The sequence below is a fragment of the Kordia sp. genome (genome assembly GCF_965224175.1).
In the GTDB taxonomy this organism is placed as follows: domain Bacteria; phylum Bacteroidota; class Bacteroidia; order Flavobacteriales; family Flavobacteriaceae; genus Kordia.
Genome location: NZ_OZ245041.1, coordinates 842,673 through 867,010 on the forward strand (window position 1 = coordinate 842,673; position 24,338 = coordinate 867,010).

The 24,338-nt window shown below is 32.6% G+C and carries 10 protein-coding genes; 8 read left to right on the top strand and 2 right to left on the bottom strand.

The genetic code is table 11. The features are described from left to right. Positions 1 to 15: 15 nt before the first annotated feature. Positions 16 to 1,164: an acetylornithine deacetylase gene (gene argE / locus ACOQOS_RS03965; protein ID WP_420573667.1), complete on the bottom strand. Its 1,149-nt coding sequence runs from the start codon at positions 1,162 to 1,164 to the stop codon at positions 16 to 18. 2 nt (positions 1,165 to 1,166) lie between these two features. Next, positions 1,167 to 2,570 carry a YfcC family protein gene (locus tag ACOQOS_RS03970; RefSeq protein ID WP_420573668.1) on the bottom strand — a complete coding sequence of 468 codons (1,404 nt, stop codon included), beginning with the start codon at positions 2,568 to 2,570 and terminating at the stop codon, positions 1,167 to 1,169. 224 nt (positions 2,571 to 2,794) lie between these two features. On the opposite strand from ACOQOS_RS03970, the gene mnmE reads away from it, so the two are divergent. The 8 genes from mnmE to ACOQOS_RS04010 all read left to right on the top strand — a co-directional run bounded on the left by mnmE (position 2,795) and on the right by ACOQOS_RS04010 (position 24,319). Further along, positions 2,795 to 4,189 carry a tRNA uridine-5-carboxymethylaminomethyl(34) synthesis GTPase MnmE gene (gene mnmE / locus ACOQOS_RS03975; protein WP_420573669.1) on the top strand — a complete coding sequence of 465 codons (1,395 nt, stop codon included), beginning with the start codon at positions 2,795 to 2,797 and terminating at the stop codon, positions 4,187 to 4,189. 146 nt (positions 4,190 to 4,335) lie between these two features. Next, positions 4,336 to 5,925, top strand: coding sequence for a tetratricopeptide repeat protein (locus tag ACOQOS_RS03980; RefSeq protein ID WP_420573670.1), 1,590 nt, complete (start codon positions 4,336 to 4,338; stop codon positions 5,923 to 5,925). 108 nt (positions 5,926 to 6,033) lie between these two features. Further along, a complete protein-coding gene (locus ACOQOS_RS03985; protein ID WP_420573671.1) occupies positions 6,034 to 6,195 on the top strand; it encodes a hypothetical protein in 162 nt (53 codons plus the stop codon). 17 nt (positions 6,196 to 6,212) lie between these two features. Further along, entirely contained in the window at positions 6,213 to 12,278 is a 6,066-nt protein-coding gene (locus ACOQOS_RS03990; RefSeq protein ID WP_420573672.1) for a hypothetical protein, read from the top strand. A gap of 501 nt (positions 12,279 to 12,779) precedes the next feature. Further along, positions 12,780 to 14,423: a tetratricopeptide repeat protein gene (locus tag ACOQOS_RS03995; RefSeq protein ID WP_420573673.1), complete on the top strand. Its 1,644-nt coding sequence runs from the start codon at positions 12,780 to 12,782 to the stop codon at positions 14,421 to 14,423. Between the two features lie 100 nt (positions 14,424 to 14,523). Then, positions 14,524 to 20,502, top strand: coding sequence for a LamG-like jellyroll fold domain-containing protein (locus ACOQOS_RS04000; protein ID WP_420573674.1), 5,979 nt, complete (start codon positions 14,524 to 14,526; stop codon positions 20,500 to 20,502). A 493-nt stretch (positions 20,503 to 20,995) separates the two neighbouring features. Continuing rightward, positions 20,996 to 23,221: a TonB-dependent receptor gene (locus ACOQOS_RS04005; protein WP_420573675.1), complete on the top strand. Its 2,226-nt coding sequence runs from the start codon at positions 20,996 to 20,998 to the stop codon at positions 23,219 to 23,221. A 39-nt stretch (positions 23,222 to 23,260) separates the two neighbouring features. Next, positions 23,261 to 24,319, top strand: a complete 1,059-nt coding sequence (locus ACOQOS_RS04010; protein WP_420573676.1) for a hypothetical protein — start codon at positions 23,261 to 23,263, stop codon at positions 24,317 to 24,319. Positions 24,320 to 24,338: the final 19 nt, after the last annotated feature.

Consider the following 24,338-nt stretch of genomic DNA (forward strand, 5'->3'; position numbering starts at 1 on the left):
TAAAAAGTTATCATTTCAAGACTGCATTTCGTTAACTAATTTTTCTAACATGACAACACAAAGATCCAATTGTTCTTGTGTTACAAATTCATTAGCGCGATGTGCTTGTTCTATACTTCCTGGACCACAAATAATACTTTCATACCCAGCTTCATGAAACTGTCCAGCTTCAGCAGCATAAGCCACAGTTTGCCAACTATTATTTCCTGTTAACTTCTGTACTAATCCAACAATACTATCCGTTTCTTTGGTATCTAACGCAGGAACTGGCGGATGAATTAATGTATTTGTTATTTTAAAATCAGCAAACTTTTTTCGAACTTCCACTTCTCTTTCCGCACAAAAAGCAAAATAATCTTCAAAAACTTGATGAATATCATCTTTTGGAATTACACGAATATCCCATTCAAAGCCACAATAATCAGCAACAATATTAGTTGCCACACCACCTTTTATTTGTCCTACATGAATTGTAGAATGTGGTGGAGAAAAACGATCATCAACGGAAGTAGTAGCCATTGCCTGCATTTTGTTTTCCAACCACGCTATTAATCGTGTACTTTCATGAATAGCACTTACTTCTTTGTGAATTCCACTACTATGTCCTGCCGATCCATTTACTTCTGTTTTTACATAACAGATACCTTTTTTTCCAATGACAGGTTCTAATAAAGATGGTTCACCAATAATAGCATACTTAGGAGTTTCCTTATAAGTCGCTTTAATGTCTGCTATTAAATCTGGAGCTCCTAGACAACCAATTTCTTCATCATAGCTAAATGCAAAATAGATCGGTTTTTTTAGATCAGCTTTTATCATAACCGGCAAAGCAGCCAAGCAACAAGCTACAAAACCTTTCATATCACAACTACCACGTGCATAGAGCTTTCCTTCTTTTTCAGTTAAAACAAACGGATCAGTATTCCATATTTGTCCCTTTACTGGGACAACATCTGTATGACCTGAAAGAATAATTCCGCCATCAACTGCAGGACCAATTCTACAGTGTAAAGACGCTTTTGTATTTTCTTCGTTTGGAACTAGTGTTGTTGCTATTCCATGAGATTCAATGTATTCTTTAATCCAATGAATAATATTCAAATTACTCTCGCCTCCTAATACAGGAAAGCTTACTAGATGACTTAATATTGTCGTTACGTTCATAATTAATTATAACCTATTAATACTGCTATTACGAGTGTGATTGCTGAAAAAATAAATATGGTCAAAGCAACTGGAAATATAAATCTAAACCATCTATCTATTGGAACTCGACACATGCTAAGCATAGCGATTAATCCGCCAAGTGTTGGATTGATTAAATTAGAAACTCCATCTCCTATTTGAAATGCCAAAATAGTGGTTTGCCTTGTTAGCCCAATAACTTCTCCAGAAGGAATCATTACGGGTAATGTAGCAAGTGCTTGTCCGCTTCCCGAAGGAATAAAAAAGTTAATGAAACTTTGTGATATAGCCATACAAACGGCAGAAATATATAACGGCAAATCTTTCAATAATTCTGATAAATGAAATGAGATTGTGTCGCTAATATGTCCCATTTCTAATAATATTTTTATCGTTGTTGCAAATCCTACCATAAAAGCTCCTGGTGCAACATACGATACCGATTTTAGTAATGTGTCACTAAATGTATTCGTATTCATTCTACCAATAATTCCCGAAGCAATCGCTATCATTAAAAATATAGCAGAAATTTCATTGAGATACCATTTTAAGTTGAAAACACCATATAAAATTGTAGACAAACCAATTATAAATACAGATATCACTAACCAATTATTAGTTGATATTTTATATTCATTGATAGGTTTTGAAAGTGAAATACCATCAATATTTAAACCTTTACCTAAACTTTTTTCTGGGTTTGCAGTAATTTTTTTAAGATATCTAACATTATAGAAAGCTAAAAAACTAAGTGCGCTAAGGCATAAAATACTTCTTAACAAAGCGCCTGAGAATAAAGGAAGTTCCGCAATTTTATGTCCAACACCAACTGTATAGGGATTTATTGGCGACAATCCAAAGCCAATAGTAATAGCACCTACTGAAATTCCAGCTGCCAATATTAAATCGCCACCAAGTGCTAAAGCTACAACTGCAGCAATAGGAACCATTGCTATATTATGTTCGTATCCAACAAAAACACCCAAGGCGCCATAAATAAATGTCATAATAACTACGGCAAGATACTTTTTTTCTTGCCCAAGCTTTTTTACAAATGTTCCAACTGCATTTTCAATAGCTTTGATGCGTTCCATTATCCCAAACATAATTCCTCCAGAAAAAACGACAAACATAACTTCAATAGCTGCTTTAAAACCTTGTGGAATGGCTTTAAACATATCTAAAAAACCTATAGGTGTATTAGGAATAGTTGTGTAAGAATTTGGGATAACTCGATTGCGTCCTTCAACTAACATACGTTTAAATTCTCCCGCAGGAATAAGGTATGTAAGAAGTGTCACAAAGACTATGATTAAAAATACGATCACTACAGCATGAGGAATATGTTCATACCATTTCTTTCTGTTTTTTAAAGTTGTATTCAATGTTTAATCTTGTTTACGAGTAAGGATGTGTAATTTAATCAAATTATTAGAGAACACTAAAAATATAGATACTATTGCTCAATATTAATAAACGATCAAAATTATATGGTACCTAAAACGGTTTAAGAATACTATTTTTTCTGCTTTGCTACTTAAACAAGACATGTGAATTTTATGCTTTAAACTCAAAACTTTATTCCTACTTTTGCACAAATTAATTCATTATGATTCCAAATGATACGATTGTGGCTTTGGCAACACCTTCTGGCGCTGGAGCAATTTCAGTAATTAGAGTTTCTGGAAAAGATGCCATTACTATTTGCGAACCACTTTTTAAATCTATTCGAAATAAAAAGTTAAGCAAGCAGAAGTCGCACACCATCCATTTAGGTCATATTATTGATGAAGATCGTTATTTGGATGAAGTTTTAGTCTCTTTATTTAAAGGACCAAACTCGTATACTGGCGAAAATACGATTGAAATTTCATGTCATGGTTCTGTATACATTCAACAACAAATCATTCAATTACTATTGCGTAATGGCTGTAGAAACGCTAATGCAGGAGAATTTACCTTACGATCTTTTTTAAACGGAAAACTCGATTTATCACAAGCCGAAGCTGTTGCAGATTTAATTGCAAGTGATTCGGAAGCATCACATCAATTAGCCATGCAGCAAATGCGTGGTGGATTTAGTAATGAAATTAAAAACTTGCGTGAAGAATTATTGAATTTTGCTTCTTTAATTGAGTTAGAACTCGATTTTGCCGAAGAAGATGTTGAATTTGCTGATCGTACGCAGTTTAAAACCTTGGTAAAACGTATTCAATTTGTCTTAAAACGCTTGATTGATTCTTTTGCGGTTGGAAACGTAATTAAAAACGGAATTCCTGTTGCGATTGTTGGTGAACCAAATGTTGGAAAATCTACCTTATTGAACGCTTTATTGAACGAAGAACGTGCTATTGTTTCAGATATTGCTGGAACTACACGTGATACGATTGAAGATGAATTGGTTATTGATGGAATTTCGTTCCGATTTATTGATACGGCTGGTATTCGGGAAACGAAAGATGTGGTGGAAAGTATTGGAATTCAGAAAACTTTTGAAAAAATTGAACAAGCACAAGTGGTTATTTACTTATTTGATGCTTCACTCCTATCTAATGATGAAGCAAAATCAAAAGTAATGTTACAGGAAATTCATAAGCTTCAAAATAAGTTTCCGCAAAAGCCAATTGTTATTGTTTCCAACAAAATTGATAAAGGTGATGCAACATTTATCAAAAATACATTCAAGTTCGATAATTTATTATTGCTTTCTGCTAAAGAAAACATCGGTGTTGATTCCTTAAAAGAAAAGCTTGTTTCATTTGTAAACACAGGCGCTTTACGTAATAATGAAACAATTATTACCAACACACGCCATTACGATGCATTATTAAAAGCTTTAGAAGAAATTGACAAAGTTCATTATGGTTTAGAATCTGGATTATCTGGTGATTTAATGGCAATTGATATTAGACAAGCCTTATATCATTTTGGTGAAATTACAGGTGAAATTACAAGTGACGATTTGCTTGGAAACATTTTCGCTAATTTCTGTATTGGGAAATAGTATATAGAACAATTTTGTATTCATTAGAACTTATAGTTAGCTTTGTATAACAACCTATCATACAAATGCGTACGGCCTATCTCCTATTTATAGTTTTTTTATTGCAATCTTTCGTATGTTTTGCGCAAGAGAAAGATTCCACTGTAGTGGCATTTGAAAAAAAGATAGCCAATGCGCAAAACGATTCAACCAAAGTCGCACTTTATCTAGAGTTGGGTAGTTATCAACTTCGTAGAGATTTTAATCTTGTTGCATCATACCTTAATAAAGCACGAAATATAATTGCGACTACTAAACAGCAATACAATTCGGATATACAGAAAGCAGAAATTTCACAACAATTTGGTTTAATTGCTCGCAGACGTGCTAATTATTCTGAGGCAATTCGCTATTACTATGAAGCATTACCCATTTTTGAAAAATACAATGATTCTATCGGTTTGGCATCTAGCTATAATAATATTGGTAATATATTGATTTATCAAGAAGAATTCGAAAAAGCTAGAAAGATATTACGCAAAGCCATCGCAATTAATTCAAAATTAAAACGCAGTAAAAGTATTGGACATAACTATAATATATTATCAAGAGCTTATAAAGCTAACGATGAAGTAGATTCTTTAAAATATTTTTTAGATAAAACATTAGCATACTATACTGAAGCTAATTATGAAGAAGGAGTTCATCAAGTAATGTCCAATATGAGCAACTTATATATTCGTCAAAAACGATATTACGAAGCATTGGAGTTGCAATTAAAAAATCTAAATTTTGTAACAGGCATTCAAAAAAAGACATCAATAGTTGCGTCTCATTACAATTTGGCAAAAATTTTTATTGAATTAAAAGATTATGAAAAAGCTCTTTTTCATATCAACAAATCACTCAATATTGCAAAGGCTGAAAAACTAGGTCGCAGATATGTTTTGTCGTTTAAGAGACGTAGTTTGATACACAATAAGCGTAAAGATTATTACAATGCCTTAGAAGATTACAGACGTTATTCAAAAGCTTATGATAGCATTTTTAATATCAGTAAAGCTAGAGAAATTCGCGAAATAGAATTGAATCATTCCTTTGAAAAAGAACGATATAAAGATAGTATTCAGTTTGCGCAAGAAAAAGAAGTATTACTGCTTAAAACTGAAAACGAATCATTACAGAAAAAATGGTATCTAGCATTATTTATCATAAGTTTATTCATGGTTGTTGTGATCATATATTTTGGAAATAAATATTTAAAAAAATTACGTATTCGAAAACAATTAGAAGCAAAAGAACTCAATTCTAAAATTGATAAATTGAGTACTGAAATAAGCTCTAAAAAAGAAGAAATCACCGAATTGATGGCAGAAACCATCATTCATTTAAATACCAAAGAAAAAATTACTGAAAACCTTAATAAACTTTCCAAACAGGAAGAAGGTGTATCATTAACAGGAATTCTTGCCGAATTGAAAGCTGATAAACTAGAAGATTCAAAATTAGTATTGCTAAAACAAAACATTGAAACACTCAATTATGAGTTCTTAAAACGACTTCGAGAAAAACACCCAAACTTGACAAAAACCGATATTGAAGTCTGCTCTTTCATCAAACTAGGATTGACAAGAAAAGAAGTTTCTGAACTTAGAAAAACTAGTTTAGAAGCTATAAAATCTACGCGTTTTCGTCTAAAAAAGAAATTAAACTTATCCGCGCAAGACTCGTTAGATGATTTTGTAAAATCCATATAATCAATATTTTAAAAATATTGCACCCTATTCTGCACCCTATCATTTCTTTTTTTTACCATGAAATGTTTTTAGTATTGCTCTGTCATTAACTGATAAGAGTGATCCTTAATGAAAAAGCCGCAATCAATATTTCATCGTCTGTTTTCTAAAAAACAAAAAAAGACTACTGCTTTAGAAAAGTTAAAATCTAAAACAGAAGCTATGAAAGCTGAATTAGCATCACTCTCAGAATTTCAAAACTTTTTAAAAGAACTAAATAAAAAATCCTAACCTATCATTCTATTCTTATGAAAAGAAATCTATTCTATTTCTTACTTTTTATTACTTCATGTGTAATTGGACAAACCAATTGCCTATTTGATGAAACTAAATTTTCTGGTACAGTAACAACGACAACAGTAGGCGCTACTAAATTTAAAGCTAGTGATGCAAGTTCCAATCATCGATTTGGAGAACGTGTAGCGATTGACGGTAATATTGCCGCTGTAGTTTCACGTAGTAATGCATCCGCCGCAGGGAAAGTTTATATATACACAAATGACGGTTCAGGAAACTGGACACAACAAACCATACTTACTGCAAGCGATAGTTTTTCTGGAGACAATTTTGGTTCTGCAGTCGCACTAGAAGGAAACTACTTAGTAGTCGGCGCACGTTCTCAGTTAGATGCAATGAATGTAGATACTGGAGCAGCTTACGTCTTTGAATATAATGGAGTGAATACTTGGACTGAAGTTGCCATTCTTAAACCTAGTGATGGTACTTCTGGAGATCGTTTTGGAGAAGCCGTTTCTATTGAAGGTGATTTGATTCTAGTTGGAGCAAGAAATGGTTGTACAGGTGGTTGTGCATATTTATATGAAAATGACGGAACCAATACATTTACATACACTGAAACAAAATTAGAACCGCAAGTACAATCTAACTATGATGGTGCACGATTTGGATATGATGTATTGATAAAAAATGGACGTGCGTATGTTGGTGGACCACAAGATTATTCTTCGGTTGGAAATGCCTCTGCAGGTTCTGTTCAGATATGGGATCAGGCAAACGATGGAACTTGGTCACGTACACATAGATTACAAGGAACACAAACATCAGAGTACTTTGGTTGTAGTATAAGTGTTGAAGGAGATTATTTAGCCATTGGCGCGTATAACTTTGAAGTTTCTTCCACTCCTGATCCAGACCAAGGAAGAGTATATGTGTATAAAGCAGATACAAATGGTGATTACTTAGAAGCCAACAGCGTTATGATTCAAAATGATGATAAAGATAGCTATAATGATCAACGCTTTGGAACTGATCTTATGTTAGATGGCGAGTTTTTGTATGTAGGAACGTTTGGAAATGGTTCAAGTAATACAGATGCTGTGTATATTTTTAAAGATGATGGCACAAATACCTGGACACAACTTTCTAAAATAACTTCAGGTGCAGGTTGGGATGAATTTTCAAACCGAGCAGTTGCTGTTTCGTATCCTACACTACTGATTGGACAGAATGAAGATGATAGTCCGTCAAATTCAGGAGCTGTATATTTTGTTTCACTTGAAAGTACCATAACACCAACAGCTTCCGTAACTGGAGTTACAGACGTATATATTGGGCAAACTAATGGTGTAATTAGCGTAAATTTTGATGATGAAGCCACTCGATCTGAAATTAAATTCAGTATTGATGGTGGAACAACGTATCCGTATGTCTTTAATGATGATGTAGGAAATGCCGATATCACCAATCTTGCACAAGGTTCGTATGAACTTAGAGCAACGTTTGAAGAAGGTTCATGTGTGTTAAATTTGGGAACTGTAACAGTAAATCAATTACCATATACTACAATACCAGACGCAAATTTTGAAGCAGCTTTAGAAGCATTGGGTTATGATGATATTTCGAGTGACGGACAAGTTCCAACAGATTATATCTCAGGAATTACGAGTTTGGACCTTAACAATCAAAATATCTCTGACTTAACAGGGATCAACGATTTTGCAGCTTTAGAAACATTGCGAATTCAATATAACAACTTAACAAGTTTAGATGTATCTAATTTAGTCAACTTAAAAACACTTTGGGCTGCAAATGGTAATGCTTTTAGTAGTCTAGATGTCAGCAACAATACACTTCTTGAAGATTTTAGATTACGACAATACTCAGGTACATCTATTGATTTAGCTGCCAATACAGCTTTAACACGTTTTGCTTGTGATAGTTGCGATTTATTAACCGTTGATACAAGTACTAATGTAAATCTTAGTTATTTAGATTTATGGAACTCTGAAATCACTTCTTTAGATTTGAGTGCCAATACGAATCTAGCAACACTTGATGTATACTCTACGAAGTTAACAACGCTTGATGTAACAGCAAATACGTTGCTTACAAACTTAATAGCAAATGATATAACGACATTGACGAGCTTAGATGTTCGAAATGGAAATAATATCAATATCAATACATTTAATATCACAAGTAATAGCAATTTAGATTGTGTTTTTGTAGATGATGCAACCTATAGTACAACCAATTGGACACAAATAGATTCAGGTTTAACTTTCTCTGAAAATTATTGCCGATATACAGCAATTCCAGATGCAAATTTTGAAGCTGTCTTAAATACTTTAGGTTATGATGATATTACTGCTGATGGACAAGTACCGACCGAATTAATTGAAGTAATAACTGCTCTTGATGTAAGCAATCAAAACATTGCAGATTTATCAGGAATTGAAGATTTTTCTGCACTTATTGATTTAAATGTAGAAACAAATTTACTCACTAGTTTGGATGTAAGCAACAATTCAAATCTACAAACACTAATATTTGACAACAATACTGTTTCAACCTTAAATTTAGGTGCAATTTCAGGTTTAACTTCTATTGAAGGTCGTTACAATCAACTGACTGCAATCGATTTAAGTCTAAATCCAAATCTAACATTCATCAATCTAAGAGACAATTTATTTACAACCGTAGTTGTTTCTAATAATCCGCTTTTAGAAACCATCAACTTACGAGGATGTACAAACTTAACCACAATTGATTTAACTAATAATACAAATGTTAAGTCCTTATTTTTCCAAGACACAGCCTTAAATGGATTAGATGTATCACAAAATATTCTCTTGGAAAATGTCATTATAGAACGTGTCAATTTTAATAGTATTGATGTTTCTAACTTGCCAAATTTAGTACAGTTGCGCATTGCAGATAATAATTTTACAGAGTTAGATATATCTAATAATCCAGCATTGGTTCGATTAGAATGTGAAAACAACAATCTTACCTATCTAAACCTCAAAAATGGCAATAATACTAATATGCCAAATGCAGATTTTATCGCTACTGGGAATCCGAATTTAACCTGTATTTTGGTTGACGATGCTACTTGGAGTACTGCAAACTGGACAAATATTGATGGTACTAGTAGTTTTAACGATGTATATTGTCGCTATACAACAATTCCAGATGCTAATTTTGAAGCTGAATTAGAAGCTTTAGGATATGACGATGTTAATGGAGACGGACAAGTACCAACAGCATTGATTGAAGTCGTAACTTCTTTAGACGTCCAAAACAAATCGATTAGCGATTTAACAGGTATTGAAGATTTTACAGCCTTAATTACATTAGATGTCGATAGAAATAATTTAACGCAATTAAATCTAACTAATAATATTGCTTTAGAAACGTTATCCGCCAATCAAAATGACATTACGTCTATAGATATATCTCAAAACGTAAACTTACAATCTGTAGACCTTGGCGCTAATCAACTTACTTCGCTAGATGTTTCTGCAAATACAGCATTAACCAGATTAGATTGCCCTGCAAATGATATTGTCGCTTTAGATGTTAGTAACAACATCTCTTTACAAATATTAGAAGCCTTTGAAACAGACATTGCATCTATAGATTTGAGTGCTAATGTGAATCTACAAAAACTACGTTTGTACAAAACCGATATTACGGAAATTGATGTCACAAATAATCCGCTATTGAATGAATTGAGGATTGACAATACAGATGTGAGTACCCTAGATATTACAAACAATCTACAACTTGATTGGTTAAAAGTAAATGGTTCCTTAATTACTTCGTTAGACTTAACTGGCTTAAGCGTTTTAACAAAATTTGAAGGACAAACTGGTGTTTTAGAGCATATTGACATCCGAAATGGTAACAATACAAACATTACTACGTTTAATGTGACAAATAACAACAATCTAAACTGTGTATCGGTAGATGCTGCTGCTTACAGTACAACCAATTGGACACAAGTAGATTCTGGTTTAATTTTCTCAGAGAACTATTGTCGTTATACAGCAATTCCTGATGCAAACTTTGAAGCTGCTTTAGAAGCTTTAGGCTATGATGACATCTCTGCTGATGGACAAGTTCCAACGGCTTTGATTGAAGGACTAACTCAATTAACAATAAACTTCCACTCTATAGTAAGTCTTGGTGGAATTGAAGCATTTACAGCGTTAGAAGAATTAGATGTTTTATACGGAAGTCTTACTGCAATCGATGTGAGTCAAAACCTAAACTTGAAAATTTTAAAATGCGGATACAATATTGGGATCAACAGTTTAGATATAAGTAACAATCTTCTATTAGAAGAATTAGTAGTCAATGATACCTCAATTCCAACGTTAGATCTGAGTCCAAACATAAATCTAACAAACTTAGTCGCAAGCAGTAACAGTGATTTAGTCGAATTAAACGTACAGAATGGAAATAACACTAACATCACTAACTTTTTCTTAGTGAATAGTCCAAATTTAACTTGTATTATCGTAGATGACGCTAACTATAGTACAACAAATTGGACGGACATTGAAACTACCACAAGTTTTAGTAGTACATACTGTCTGTATACTTCCATTCCAGATGCTAATTTTGAAGCAGCACTTGAAGCTTTAGGTTTTGATGATATTTCTGCTGATGGGCAAGTGCCAACTGCGTTAATTGAAGTAGCTACAAATGTAAATGTAAACAATCAAGGAATTATGGATATTACTGGAATTGAAGATTTTATAGGATTAACAAGTTTAAATGTTTCAGATAATACTATTGGAACGCTTGATGTGTCAAACAGTCCAAATTTAGTTTCACTAACAGCAAATGCTTGCGGATTAACAAGTTTAGATATTTCTCAAAATACCGTACTTGAAACCTTATCGGCAGATTCAAATCAATTGACAAGTATAAATACTACAAACAATACAGTATTGCGAAGTGTAGTTCTTTATGGAAATTTAATCGCTACTGCAGATTTTTCTACGAATACACTACTAGAAAACTTAGATCTGTTTCAGAACAAATTAACCACTTTAGACTTGAGTACTAATACGGTTTTAAAAACATTGTTTTGCGATAATAATGAATTGATAAGCTTAAATGTACAAAACGGAAATAATGCTGCTATCACAACTTTCAACGCACAAAGTAATGACGATTTATATTGTATTTTAGTGGATGATGTCGCGTACAGTACAACAAACTGGTCAAATAAAGACGCACAAGCTTCGTACAATGAAACCAGTTGTGATTTTGTTATTGTAGATATTGATGTGTTCTTACAAGGTGCTTTGCTCAATCCAAATACAGGAGAAGAAACCTTAATGCGTGACGATTTGCGAACTGCGGGTGCAGTGTATGATGCAGTTTCGCCATATAGCGATGGTGCTAGTATCAGTTTGGATGTAGGCGTAGCAGATAATGGTGTAAATTCTATGGTCGATTGGATTTGGGTAGAACTCAGAGATGCGAATTCACCAACAACAGTCATTGCTGGACAATCAGGAGTTTTACAACGTGATGGAGATATTGTAGATGTAAATGATGATTTAGTTACACCACTTACATTTGATGTTCCTGCTGGAGAGTATTTCATTGTGGTAAAACATAGAAATCACTTAGGAATCATGACATCTTCTACTATTACATTAAAACAAGTTTCAACAACCATAGACTTTACAGATGCTACCAACGAAATTACCTATGGAAGCAATGCGCAAACTACCTTTGGAATGCCAACAAATATAGCAGCTATGTGGGCTGGAAATGTTAACGGTGATACAGTTGTACAATACTCAGGAGTAAGTCCTGACACGCCAGACATTCTATCGAAAGTATTAAATGATGCTGGAAACTTCTTGAATTTCCCAACCTATGTAGTGAGTGGTTACAATGCAGATGATGTCAATTTAGACGGAAATACACAATATTCTGGAACAGATCCTGACACACCATTTATTTTACAAAATGTATTAGCTCATCCAGGAAACTTCTTAAATTTTAGTACATATCAAATCGTAGAACAATTACCAGATAACGAATAAAGTCATTAAAATTTTAGTTTAGTTTACGATGGTTATGATTGTTGTCTAATATAGGGCAATTAGACATTTGGGGCAATTCATAATCAAAACGCCATCTTCATATAAAAGATGGCGTTTTTTATTTAATCCTGTACTTTTTCAAGTTTATTAAAATAGAAATAATACAAATATTTCTATCAAAATTATTATGCTTTATCTGCTGATATTTTATCAGAAGTATTAAATGATGCTGGAAACTTTTTGAATTTCCCAACATTTGCAGTTAGCAAATACAGTACAAATGATGTCAATATTCTGGTACAAATTCAGACACACCATTTATTTTACAAAGTATATTAGCGCATCCAGGGAACTTTTTAAACTTTAGTACCTATCAAATAGTAGAACAATTACCTGAGAATTGATATAAAGTAACTACTTTTAAACCCGCTTATCTACTAAGCGAGTTTTCTTTTTAAATAAATCAATAATCTTAATATTTTTGTGATAAGATTGCTAATTATGAAATACTATCTAATCTTAGTATTATTCCTATCTATAACGATAGCTAGAGCTCAAGAAATAGACACTACTTTAATTAAGCTAGAAACTGTTTTAAAAAATGCAGTTACCAATAGCGAAAAAGTTGATGCACTCTTGGCTTTAGGCGAGTATGAATTGGATCATAATTTCAGTAAAGCAGAAAGTATCATTACGGAAGCTTATACCATTTCTAAAAGTCATCAAGAGCAAGTGGGCAAAAAACTTCAGGCTTTGGTAGAAGTTCAATTAGGTGTCTTAAAGCGACGAAAATCAAAGTATACAGAAGCAATTTCCCATTATTTAAATGCATTATCGTTTTTTGAAACCCAAAAAGATACTGCAAACATTGCCGATGTATATCATAATATTGGAGTATTATATAAATTTCAAAGAGATTACAAAACTTCATTTGAATACTTAAACAAAGCTAAAGACACACATAAAAATATGGCTAACCAACAAGGTGTTGCCAATGCTTTATTAATGATTGGTAGTAACTATAACATGCTTAAAAAGAGAGATTCTGCTGAATTATTATATTCAGAAGCTAAAAATCTGTATCTCGCAGTAAACGATTATAGTAGTGTTGAAAAGGTCAATAATTATCTAGCGTCTTTGTATGCTAAAAGCGGAAAAGATTCACTCGCACTTCAATTGAACAAGGAAAATATTGAACGTTCAAAAAATAATAATGAATACTTGAACCTGATTAATAATTATCTAAGTATTTCAAACACATATTATAAACAAAAGGAATATAGAACTGCAGGTAAATATGTAGATTCGGCTATTAAGCTTTCTAAAAGAGAAGGTTTTAAACAAAAATTAGCAATTGCCTACAACAAAAAAAGTCAGCTTTGGTATAAATTGAAAAACTATAAATCAGCCTATTTGTCACATCGTAAATACAAAAAATACGCTGATTCATTGTTCAATGTAGAAACTACTAAGAAGCTTCAAGAATTAGAATTGCAATACAAATTCGAGAAAGAACGACAACGAATTGCACAAAAAGCACAAACTGAAGCAACCCAAAAGTGGCTCTACTTTACCTTATTTTTACTAACATTAGCAAGTACTGTTTTAATAATTATCTTATTGAAAAGAAATTTTAGCAATCGAACAAAAATTACCAATGAAAAATTAGCTCAAGAAAAAGCTCAAAAATTAGCATTAAACAAAAAAGTAAAAGTAAATGAAGAAGAAACAAAACGCTTGATTGCTGACAATTCTATGCGACTAGAATTTAAACAAGAACTTCTAGATCAACTCAAAACAGAAACAGTGAATATACAATCACTAGAAGAAATGAAAAAGAAAATGAATTCGTTGATTTCAAAATTACAATTGCAAATTACTACCGAAAATAAACTTTCAGCTATTCAAGATAAAATTCAAGAAGTCAATAAAGGATTTGATAAGAAACTTAGAGAACAGTATCCTAAACTTACCAAAACTGATCGTGAAATTTGTGCGCTCATGCGTTTAAATTTGTCCATAAAAGAAATTGCTACCATTCGAAATTCATCTGTAGATGCTGTAAAAGCAGCACGTTATCGCATCCGAAAAAAAATGAATGTTGCAGCAGGAGAAGAATTAGAATATTTGATTCAAAGCCTATAAATACTAGATTGTCACTTTTTGTCACCACAATACTTCCACTACATTAATACAACTTTTGTACTCTTGTTTCATAAAAAATTAAATACAAAAAAAGCCTACTATGAAACTTGTAATACGTTTAACTTTTTTACTAATAACGACCGTTGCATTCTCTCAAACAACCTTTGTTCCTGATGATAATTTTGAAGCATATTTAGAAGCAAATGGCGCTGGAAATGGAATTGCTAATGACAATCTTGCAAGTACTATTGGAATGCAAAGTCTTCCATTTTTGAACATTCAAAATCAAAATATTGCCGATTTAACAGGTATTGAAGTTATGACGAACCTGTTTACCGTTATTGCAAATGGAAATACATTCACCTCTTTAGATGTAAGCAATAATCCAAACCTTAATACAATCATTGCAAACAATAATCCCAACTTGACAACTTTTGTAACTGCTGCGGGAAATAATATACGAACGCTAAATCTAAGCAATAGTGGACTCACACAACTAGATACAAGTTTGTTATTAAATCTAGAAACGCTAGATGCGAGCAATAATATGATTGCTTCACTAGATTTAATAAGCAATGGAATGTTGGACAATGTATATGTTCAAAACAATGCACTAACGTTTTTAAATGTTGCTAATGGAGACAATGGAAATATTCTGGATTTCAACGCTACTGGGAATTCAGACTTAACCTGTATCAATGTAGATGATGCAAGCGCTGGTTATTTGGCTGCTTGGCAAAAAGATACTACAGCTAGTTTTGGTGAACATTGTTATGATACAATGGTTCCTGATGACAATTTTGAAGCCTATCTAGAAACACATGATGATACCGGAAATATAGTTCCTTTGGGATCTAATAGAAGTATGGGAAATGGGATTGCGAACGATGATCATGTTCGAACTTCAAGAATTAGTGGTGTAACTTCTTTGAATATTTCCTCAAGCATGATTGCTGATATTACAGGAATTGAAGACTTTGCAGCATTAGAAATATTAGATTTTTCTGGAAATGGTGTTGGCAATTTTGACCTTTCCAATAATGGCACTTTAAAAGAACTATACTGTGCTTCCAATGGCATGAGTAATTTCAATATTGCAGCTAATATCAATCTTGAAATCTTTGACTGTTCTGATAATAGTAATTTAACCATTGATGTAAGTAGCAATATCAATTTAAAAGAATTAAATGCAGCTAATAATGGCACAACATCATTAGTTTTAGGAACTATTAGTTCATTAGAAAAGCTAAACCTAGCCAATAATAATATACCTACAATCGATTTTAGTAATCTATCAAACTTAACCGATTTAGATTTAGATAACAATTTTGATTTCAATGTTTCAGACTATAGTCCATTAGCAAATCTTGTAAATTTGAACGTTGATCAAACAAGCCTTACAAGTATCAATTTGTCAACTAACGTTTTATTAGAAACCTTATCTATAAACTTTCTAGGAGGTTTAACTTTAGATTTATCTTACAATACAGCATTAACCTCGCTATCTGCTCAAACTAGCGATTTAACGAGTTTAAACATACAAAACGGTAACAATGCAAATATTACTTTTTTTGACGCACGATTCAACGAACTAAGCTGTATTCAAGTAGATAATCCTGCTGCAAGCTACTTAAGTACTTGGTTAAAAGATGCCAATACAAGCTTTGGATCTGATTGCAGTCTGACAAGCATTCTTGATGTTAATTTTGAATATCATCTTGAAAACCATGATGCCAATGGAAATGTAGTTGCTGTAGGAAGTCCCAATAGTATGGGAAATGGAATTTTGGATGATGGCTTGGTACTTACTTCAAGAATTTCAGGAGTAACGTATTTAGATATTTCAGGAAATAGTATTGATCAATTGGATGGATTGGAAGCTTTTACAGCGCTAGAAATATTAATTTGTTCAGAAAATAATTTTAATGAGTTTGACTTTTCGCAACTACCACTTTTACGTGAGTTGACAATGAGTGACTTAATATTTCCTATACTTGATTTGTCTAGTAATTTAAATTTAGAAAAGTTAATTTATAACAATGCCAATAGTACTTCCTTAAACATAGGAAATAATACTATGATCACAGAATTAAATATTGGAAATAACAACATAGGTTCATTTGATTTCGCACCATATACAACCCTTGAAATTTTAAACTTATCAGGTAACATGGGACTATTTGAATCGACTTTCACTACACTTTCCAATTTAAAAGAACTAAACGTAAATGGAGTTGGTATACTTAGCTTAAATCTTTCAAATAATTTATTGCTAGAATCTCTTGCTTTAGATGAAGCCCTAGGTTTTAATTTAGACCTTTCTTCCAATACAGCTTTGACAAGCTTATCCGCTCGTAATGCAGAGTTATCAGGAATCAACATACAAAACGGAAACAATGCTAACATTACATATTTTGATGCAGAACAAAATAGTACAACTATGAACTGTATTCAGGTTGATGATCCAAATGCTTCATACTTGAACACTTGGGATGTAGATAGTAATGTGGTTTTTACCTTAGATTGTAGTCTGACAAATATTCCTAACGCTAATTTTGAAAACTATTTAGAAACTCATGATGCTGATGGAGATTCTGTTCCTGTAGGTGATCCAATGAGTTTAGGAAATGGAATTGCGAATGATAATAAGGTGTTTACCTATAGAGTTGCTTCTGTCACAAGTTTAGATATTAGCAATCTAGCTATTGGGCAGTTTATTGGAATTGAAGACTTTATTGCGTTAGAGCATTTGGATTGTAATGGCAATTCAGGAGGTGATTTAGATTTAAGTAATGCCGTAAACTTACTAATATTAGATTGCTCAGGAAACGATTTGGAGGCAGCAGATTTTTCGAATAACACACAACTTACCACTTTAGATTGTAGTTCTAGTACTATAGGGCCTTTAGATTTGGGTTCCAATACGAATTTGGTCAATCTAGATATCAGTGATAATCCTTTCATAGCATCTCGCTTTGATGTAAGTGGATTACCTAATTTAGAAATACTAAATGCTAGCAACATTGGTCTTACTTCAATAGATTTTAGTGTAAATACAAATCTGAAAACATTGAATATTTCTAATAATAGTAGTTTAGTCAATTTAAATGTGTCTAATAATCTCTTGCTTGAATCTTTACAAGTTGATGGTGCTTCTGGTTTTGCTCTAGATTTATCAAACAATATTGCACTAACATCTTTTTCAGCAAACAATAGTGATCTGTCCAGTCTAAATATGCAAAATGGAAATAATGATAATGTCACGTATTTTGATGCACGCTTGAATGTTTTTAACTGTATTCAAGTAGACGATACAACTGCACCATATTTAGTGATGTGGCAAAAAGATGCTGATACATTTTTTAGCCAAGATTGTAGACAAACCTATGTTCCTGATGATAATTTTGAAAACTATCTAGAAACACATGATGCTTCAGGAAATACGGTAGCTGTTGGTGATGCTACTAGTATGGGAAATGGTATAGCGAATGATGACTATGTAAGTACAACCGCCATAGAAACCGTAACGAGTTTGAGTTTGTTTAGTGAAAATGTAGCTGATATGACAGGAATTCAAGATTTTACAGCCTTGACAAATTTTGTTTCCTATGAAAACGACTTTACAACATTAGATGTAACTGCAAATACAAACTTAGAATCTCTAAATTGTTCGTTGACACCAATTAATTCACTTATTACAGGCAACAATACTAACTTAATGAATTTAAGTGTATTCAATACTGCTTTAGCGACACTTGATATCAGTCAATGTCCTAATTTGGAAGTGCTTTCATGTTCTTTTACTCCTTTGGCAAATTTAGATTTGACAGCAAATACAAAACTCAAACAAATCTTTGCAGATGAAACGTCTAGTTTAACCAACATTGATCTTACAGGACTTTCAGATTTGACAGAACTCCGCTTAGATAATTCAGCAATAACAAGTTTAGATATCACAACAAATACTGCCTTAGAAGAATTACGCATGCAAGATGTATCTGTAGGAAATATTGATCTTTCAAATAATACAGCATTAAGAGAATTATTCGCTTCAAATACTAGTTTAAATTCACTCGATGTTTCTAATAATACGTCATTACAGTTTTTAGGAGTAAGTAACAATGCAATCAGTATTCTCGATCTTTCTCAAAATATAGCCTTGACGAGTATCTTTACTCAAAATAATAGTTTGACATATTTAAATCTTAAAAATGGCGTAAATACAAATATTACAAGCATAAATATTACAGGAAATCCGAATTTAACTTGTGTATTGGTAGACAATGATAACTACGCAGATGCTAACTTTACCAACAAAGATGTACAAACAATCTACAATGAAGATTCGTGTGGACAAACCTTAGAATGCCCAATAAACATTACTGTTGAAGAAAACGGATCGTGTGAAGCTACCATCAACGCTCCTACTCCAACGGTATATGGAGATAGACTTACTGCAGGTACTGCTTTAAACTTTGATGGAATTGATGATCGATTGACCGTTTCTAGTGGTTTTACAAACGATTTAAATGAAGTTACCATAGAAGCCAAAGTCTATTTTGATACCATTGATAATTGGGATGCCATATTAAATTACACAAACTGGTCAACTGGATATTTACATTATCAACTCAATACAAGTGGAAACTTAGGTTGGTCTGTAAATGGAAATTCACCAACGGATCACTATGTAGATTTAGGATTGCAGACGCATACATGGTATAATTTAGCAGTTTCATATTCTGCTACTGATAAAGTGGTTCGCTTTTACCTAAATGGTGTATTACAAGCAACACGTTCATATACAACTGCGCTTCCATTAGTAGCGAACAGACAGTTTATTATTGGCGCATGGAACTCTAATAGGTTCTTAGATGGTGCTATTGATGATTTCCGCATTTGGAATACCGTGCGAACTGAAACTGAAATACAGTCAAACTTAGATATTCCGCTTTCAGGAAATGAATCAGGACTCATCGCGTATTATAATTTTAATGAAGGACAAGCTTGCGCGGATAATTCAAGCATAACGACTATCAATGACTTAACAGGAAATTACAATGCAACATTAAATAATTTTGATCTTTCTGGTTTAACTTTTGATTGTAGCTCTAACTTTACAGTTGGTACAATTCAAGAGTATCTACTGGTGAACAACTATAACAACTCAAGTATTCTAAACGAAACATTTCCTGTGGGAACCACCAATGTAACATGGACATGGACATGGACAGATGCGCAAAATCAAATGAGTCAATGTATGCAAACAATTATTGTGGAAGATTCAGACGGAAGTTGTAATGAAGTCGCTTTGAGTCCAAAAGTCTTTTTACAAGGTGCATTGCTAAATCCTAATACAGGAGAAGAAAGCTGGATGCGTGATGATCTTCGCAACTTAGGACTCATACCAACTACTTCTCCATATGATATGTCGGAAGTTGGCGGAATTGTCTTTATGACTCCTGGCGAAAATGCCATTGTTGATTGGGTAAAACTAGAGCTAAGAGATGCTACAAATAATAGTACCATTATCGCTGAAACAAGCGCACTACTCCAACGCGATGGTGATGTAGTTAGTTTAGATGGTTTTTCTCCAATTACCATAGCAGTTGGTCATGATGATTACTTTGTAGTAATTAAACACAAAAATCACTTAGGAATTATGACGTCAGTACCAATAGCTTTGACAAATATACCTACTACAATTGATTTTACGGATGCTACAAACCAAATTACCTTTGGTAGCAATGCGCAAACTACTTCAGGAATGCCAAGTGGAATTGTTGCCATGTGGTCTGGAAATGTAAATGCGGATACGGTTATACAATATTCAGGAACTACACCAGATACACCAGCGATTTTATCAGAAGTATTAAATGATGCTGGAAACTTTTTGAATTTCCCAACATTTGCCGTTAATGGCTACAATTTAAATGATGTCAATATGGATGGTATCATACAATATTCTGGTACAAATCCTGATACACCATTTATTTTACAAAATATATTAGCACATCCAGGAAACTTTCTAAACTTTAGTACCTATCAAATCGTAGAACAGTTGCCAACTAATGAATAATCAATTTCTAATTGTTATTAATTTATTTTGATAAAAGCATCTAAACACTTCATAATATCAATCATATCAATAATTTTACTCGTTACTTCAAGTAAAGTTATTGATATTGGAACTACATAAATTGAAACACCTTCACACAGTAAACAGCAACCAATTCTGACACAATACTATTATGCAAAATATTTTGGCATATCGAAGATTTTTTTTAAACTTTATACCAGATCAAATCATTGAACATTACACGAAAACATATACAATTTCAACGTAATACTAAAACCTATGGTTACTATGAGTTAACTATTGGAAGCGTCATCTTTGCTGGTGACGCTTTTTTTATGTAAAATTATTTATAACAAATATCTTCAACTACAATTCTGTTTAAACATATTTTCAATCAACTGACAATCAATTCAATAAAAATATTCTGCAAAAAATAAAACCGTTTTACACTGATCTCCGTATATACAAGCAAAAATCAATCATTTAAAGTATCATGACGCATAATCAATTGTTTGTAATCATTTTTTGTACACTATTAAGTTTTTCTCTTTCTGCTCAATCGCTTTCAGGTGTATTAACCGATTCCAATAAGTTACCTATTAACGAAGCTCAAATCTATAATCAAAACACAAAAAAGCATACACATAGTGACGATTCTGGAAAATTTATATTAGAAAAAGTCTCAACTGGAGATACATTACGCATATCACATATTGGTTATGAAACAAAATATGTAGTTGTTTCTTCTTTAGCAGAAATATTGAATATTATATTAGAAAAAAAATCTATCTCATTAAGCGAAATCACCATCAGTCCAAAACTAGATGCACTACACTTGCTTAGTGATGTTAACATTCAGGTAAATCCTGTAAATTCTTCACAAGAAATATTGCAACAAGTTCCAGGATTATTTATTGGACAACATGCTGGCGGCGGAAAAGCAGAACAGATTTTTCTACGTGGATTTGACATAGATCATGGAACTGATATTGCTATTTCGGCAGACGGAATTCCTGTAAACATGGTTTCGCACGCACACGGACAAGGATATGCCGATTTACACTTTTTAATTCCAGAAACACTAGATAAAATCGATTTTGGAAAAGGTACATATTATGCCGATCAAGGAAACTTTAATACGGCTGGATATGTAGATTTCAAAACAAAAAAACGCTTAAATGAAAGTAAAATTAAGCTGGAAGCCGGACAATTTGATACCTACAGAATCTTAGGAATGTTCAATATTCTAAATTCAAATAATCATTCGGCATATATTGCAAGTGAATATTTAGCGACAGATGGACCTTTTGAAAGTCCGCAAAATTTTAATCGTTTTAATATTTTTGGAAAATACACTGGAAATATCTCTGAAAATGATCGCATTGGCGTTACGCTTTCTCACTTTGAAAGTACTTGGGATGCTTCTGGACAAATTCCTCAACGTGCTGTAAATAGTGGTTTAATAAGTCGTTTTGGTGCTATTGACGATACAGAAGGTGGTACAACTAGCAGAACTAATTTTTTAGTGAATTATGACAAAAGACTTTCGTTGAATGCTTCCATAAAAAATAGTTTTTATTACAGTAAGTATGATTTTAGACTATACTCAAATTTCACTTTTTTTCTAGAAGATCCAATCAATGGTGACCAAATCAAACAGCAAGAACAAAGAACATTATTTGGACTAAAAAGTGAATACACACGAACTTTTGATACAAATACACTAAAAGGTGAATGGAATGCAGGTATCAGCTTACGAAAAGATCAAAGTGATAACAATGAACTATCAAGAACTTTAAACCGTCGTGAAACACTTGAAAAAATTCAGTTTGGTGATATAGATGAAACGAATCTTGGAGCTTTTATAAACGCTGAATTCAATTTTGGAAAATGGATCGTCAATCCTGCACTACGTGTCGATTATTTTGACTTTCAATACAACGATTTTCTTCAAACCAACTATCAATCACAATCTGAAACAAAAGCTATAGTAAGTCCAAAACTGAACTTTTTATACAATTATTCAGATACGTTTCAAGCCTATCTTAAAACAGGAAAAGGATTTCACTCCAACGATACACGTGTCGTAATAGCTCAAAACAGAAACGAAATTTTGCCTTCAGCATATGGTTTTGATATAGGATTTATTTGGAAACCTATTCCAGAATTAATACTAAATACTGCTTATTGGCAATTGCATTCAGCACAAGAATTTGTATATGTTGGCGATGCTGGAATTGTAGAACCAAGCGGAAAATCTCGCAGACAAGGAATCGATTTGAGCATGCAATATCAGCCGTTAAATTGGTTATTTTGGAACATCGATACAAATTACACACATGCACGTTCTACAGAATCTCCAAAAGGTGAAGATTTTATTCCTTTAGCTCCAGATTTTACACTTTCAAGCAGTTTAAATGTACAATTTGAAAACGGTTTTCTTGGTGGAATCAAACTCAGACATATCAAAGACAGACCTGCAAACGAAGACAATTCTATCATTGCAGAAGGTTATGCTATTGTTGATTTAAATCTAGGATATAACTGGAAAAATTTAGGTTTCGGATTGCAAATTCAGAATCTATTTGATACCGAATGGAATGAAACACAATTTGCTACAGAATCACGTTTGCAAGGAGAATCACAATCAACAGAAGAAATTCACTTTACACCTGGCGTACCATTCTTTGCAAAAGCAAGTATTTCGTATCGATTCTAAAGTTATTAGTACATTTACGAGAATTAAAACCAAGACTTAATGTTTCGAATCTGTATTTTTCTATTCGTTTATTTTATTCACTTTTCTGTAATAGCCCAAAAATCTACGGAGGAATTTCGCACTTTAGAACCCGATCCGCATCGATTACTGAACAAGTTTAAGCAAATTAAAACCTTACGTTCAGAAAAATTCATTTACATCGCTAAAAGAAAAGATAATAATTTTAAAAGTGATACCATTCATGTTGAAACCTATGATAAAAGAGGTAACAAAATTCAACGAACCTCATATGAGTACAATACCATAAACTATAACGTAAAAAATACCTTCAATAAGAAAGGTAACAAGATACATTCAACTACACATTATCGAAAAAGGCCAACTAGACCTAATGCTGTAAAATATACCTACGATTCTGATGACAACCTAATATTGTCTGAAGGATTTAGACTTAAAGAAAAAGATACACTGAGTCGTTCGTATTCAAAATTTGCCTACAAAAATAAACACTTAGTCTCTAAAGAAAATTACAACCAAGATCGCTTTGTCATTGCACAGCATTTTCAATATGATGATAAAGGAAATATGACCTACATGCATACTGGAATAAAACCTGAAATTGGAACGTACATAGAATACATTTATAATAACAAATCACAAATTACTGACAAGTTAGAGTATGTGAAATACATAAACAGTGATGAAAAATTCTATCTATACAAATCAAAATTCATGTACAATGATAAAGGAAAAATGATCAAAGATTCTGTGTATAGTGAATCCAAAAAACATTGGACAGTTAGTGACTATAGCTACAACAAAGAAGGTTTTCTCTCCAAAATAAATGTAAAACGCAATGAACATTATAGAAATGTAGACTATACTTATACAAATAATAAGCTTCAAAAAATGACTGTTGTTACCAATTATAACTCAGTAATGAAAATACGGTTACATTCTACCATATATTCAGCTAAAATGCCTGCTACCTATGAAGAATTCTATACATACGATGAAAAAGGCAGAATTAAATCAACCAAAATTTACGTAAATAATGAATTGCAAGCTGAATACAATCGGCATATTTTCAAATTGTAAAATTTAGAAACAACAAGGA

Coding starts and splice junctions, on each gene's coding strand:
- argE (WP_420573667.1), bottom strand. CDS start 1,164: ATGAACGTAACGACAATATTAAGTCATCTAGTAAGCTTTCCTGTATTA.
- mnmE (WP_420573669.1), top strand. CDS start 2,795: ATGATTCCAAATGATACGATTGTGGCTTTGGCAACACCTTCTGGCGCT.
- ACOQOS_RS03985 (WP_420573671.1), top strand. CDS start 6,034: ATGAAAAAGCCGCAATCAATATTTCATCGTCTGTTTTCTAAAAAACAA.
- ACOQOS_RS03990 (WP_420573672.1), top strand. CDS start 6,213: ATGAAAAGAAATCTATTCTATTTCTTACTTTTTATTACTTCATGTGTA.
- ACOQOS_RS03995 (WP_420573673.1), top strand. CDS start 12,780: ATGAAATACTATCTAATCTTAGTATTATTCCTATCTATAACGATAGCT.
- ACOQOS_RS04000 (WP_420573674.1), top strand. CDS start 14,524: ATGAAACTTGTAATACGTTTAACTTTTTTACTAATAACGACCGTTGCA.
- ACOQOS_RS04005 (WP_420573675.1), top strand. CDS start 20,996: ATGACGCATAATCAATTGTTTGTAATCATTTTTTGTACACTATTAAGT.
- ACOQOS_RS04010 (WP_420573676.1), top strand. CDS start 23,261: ATGTTTCGAATCTGTATTTTTCTATTCGTTTATTTTATTCACTTTTCT.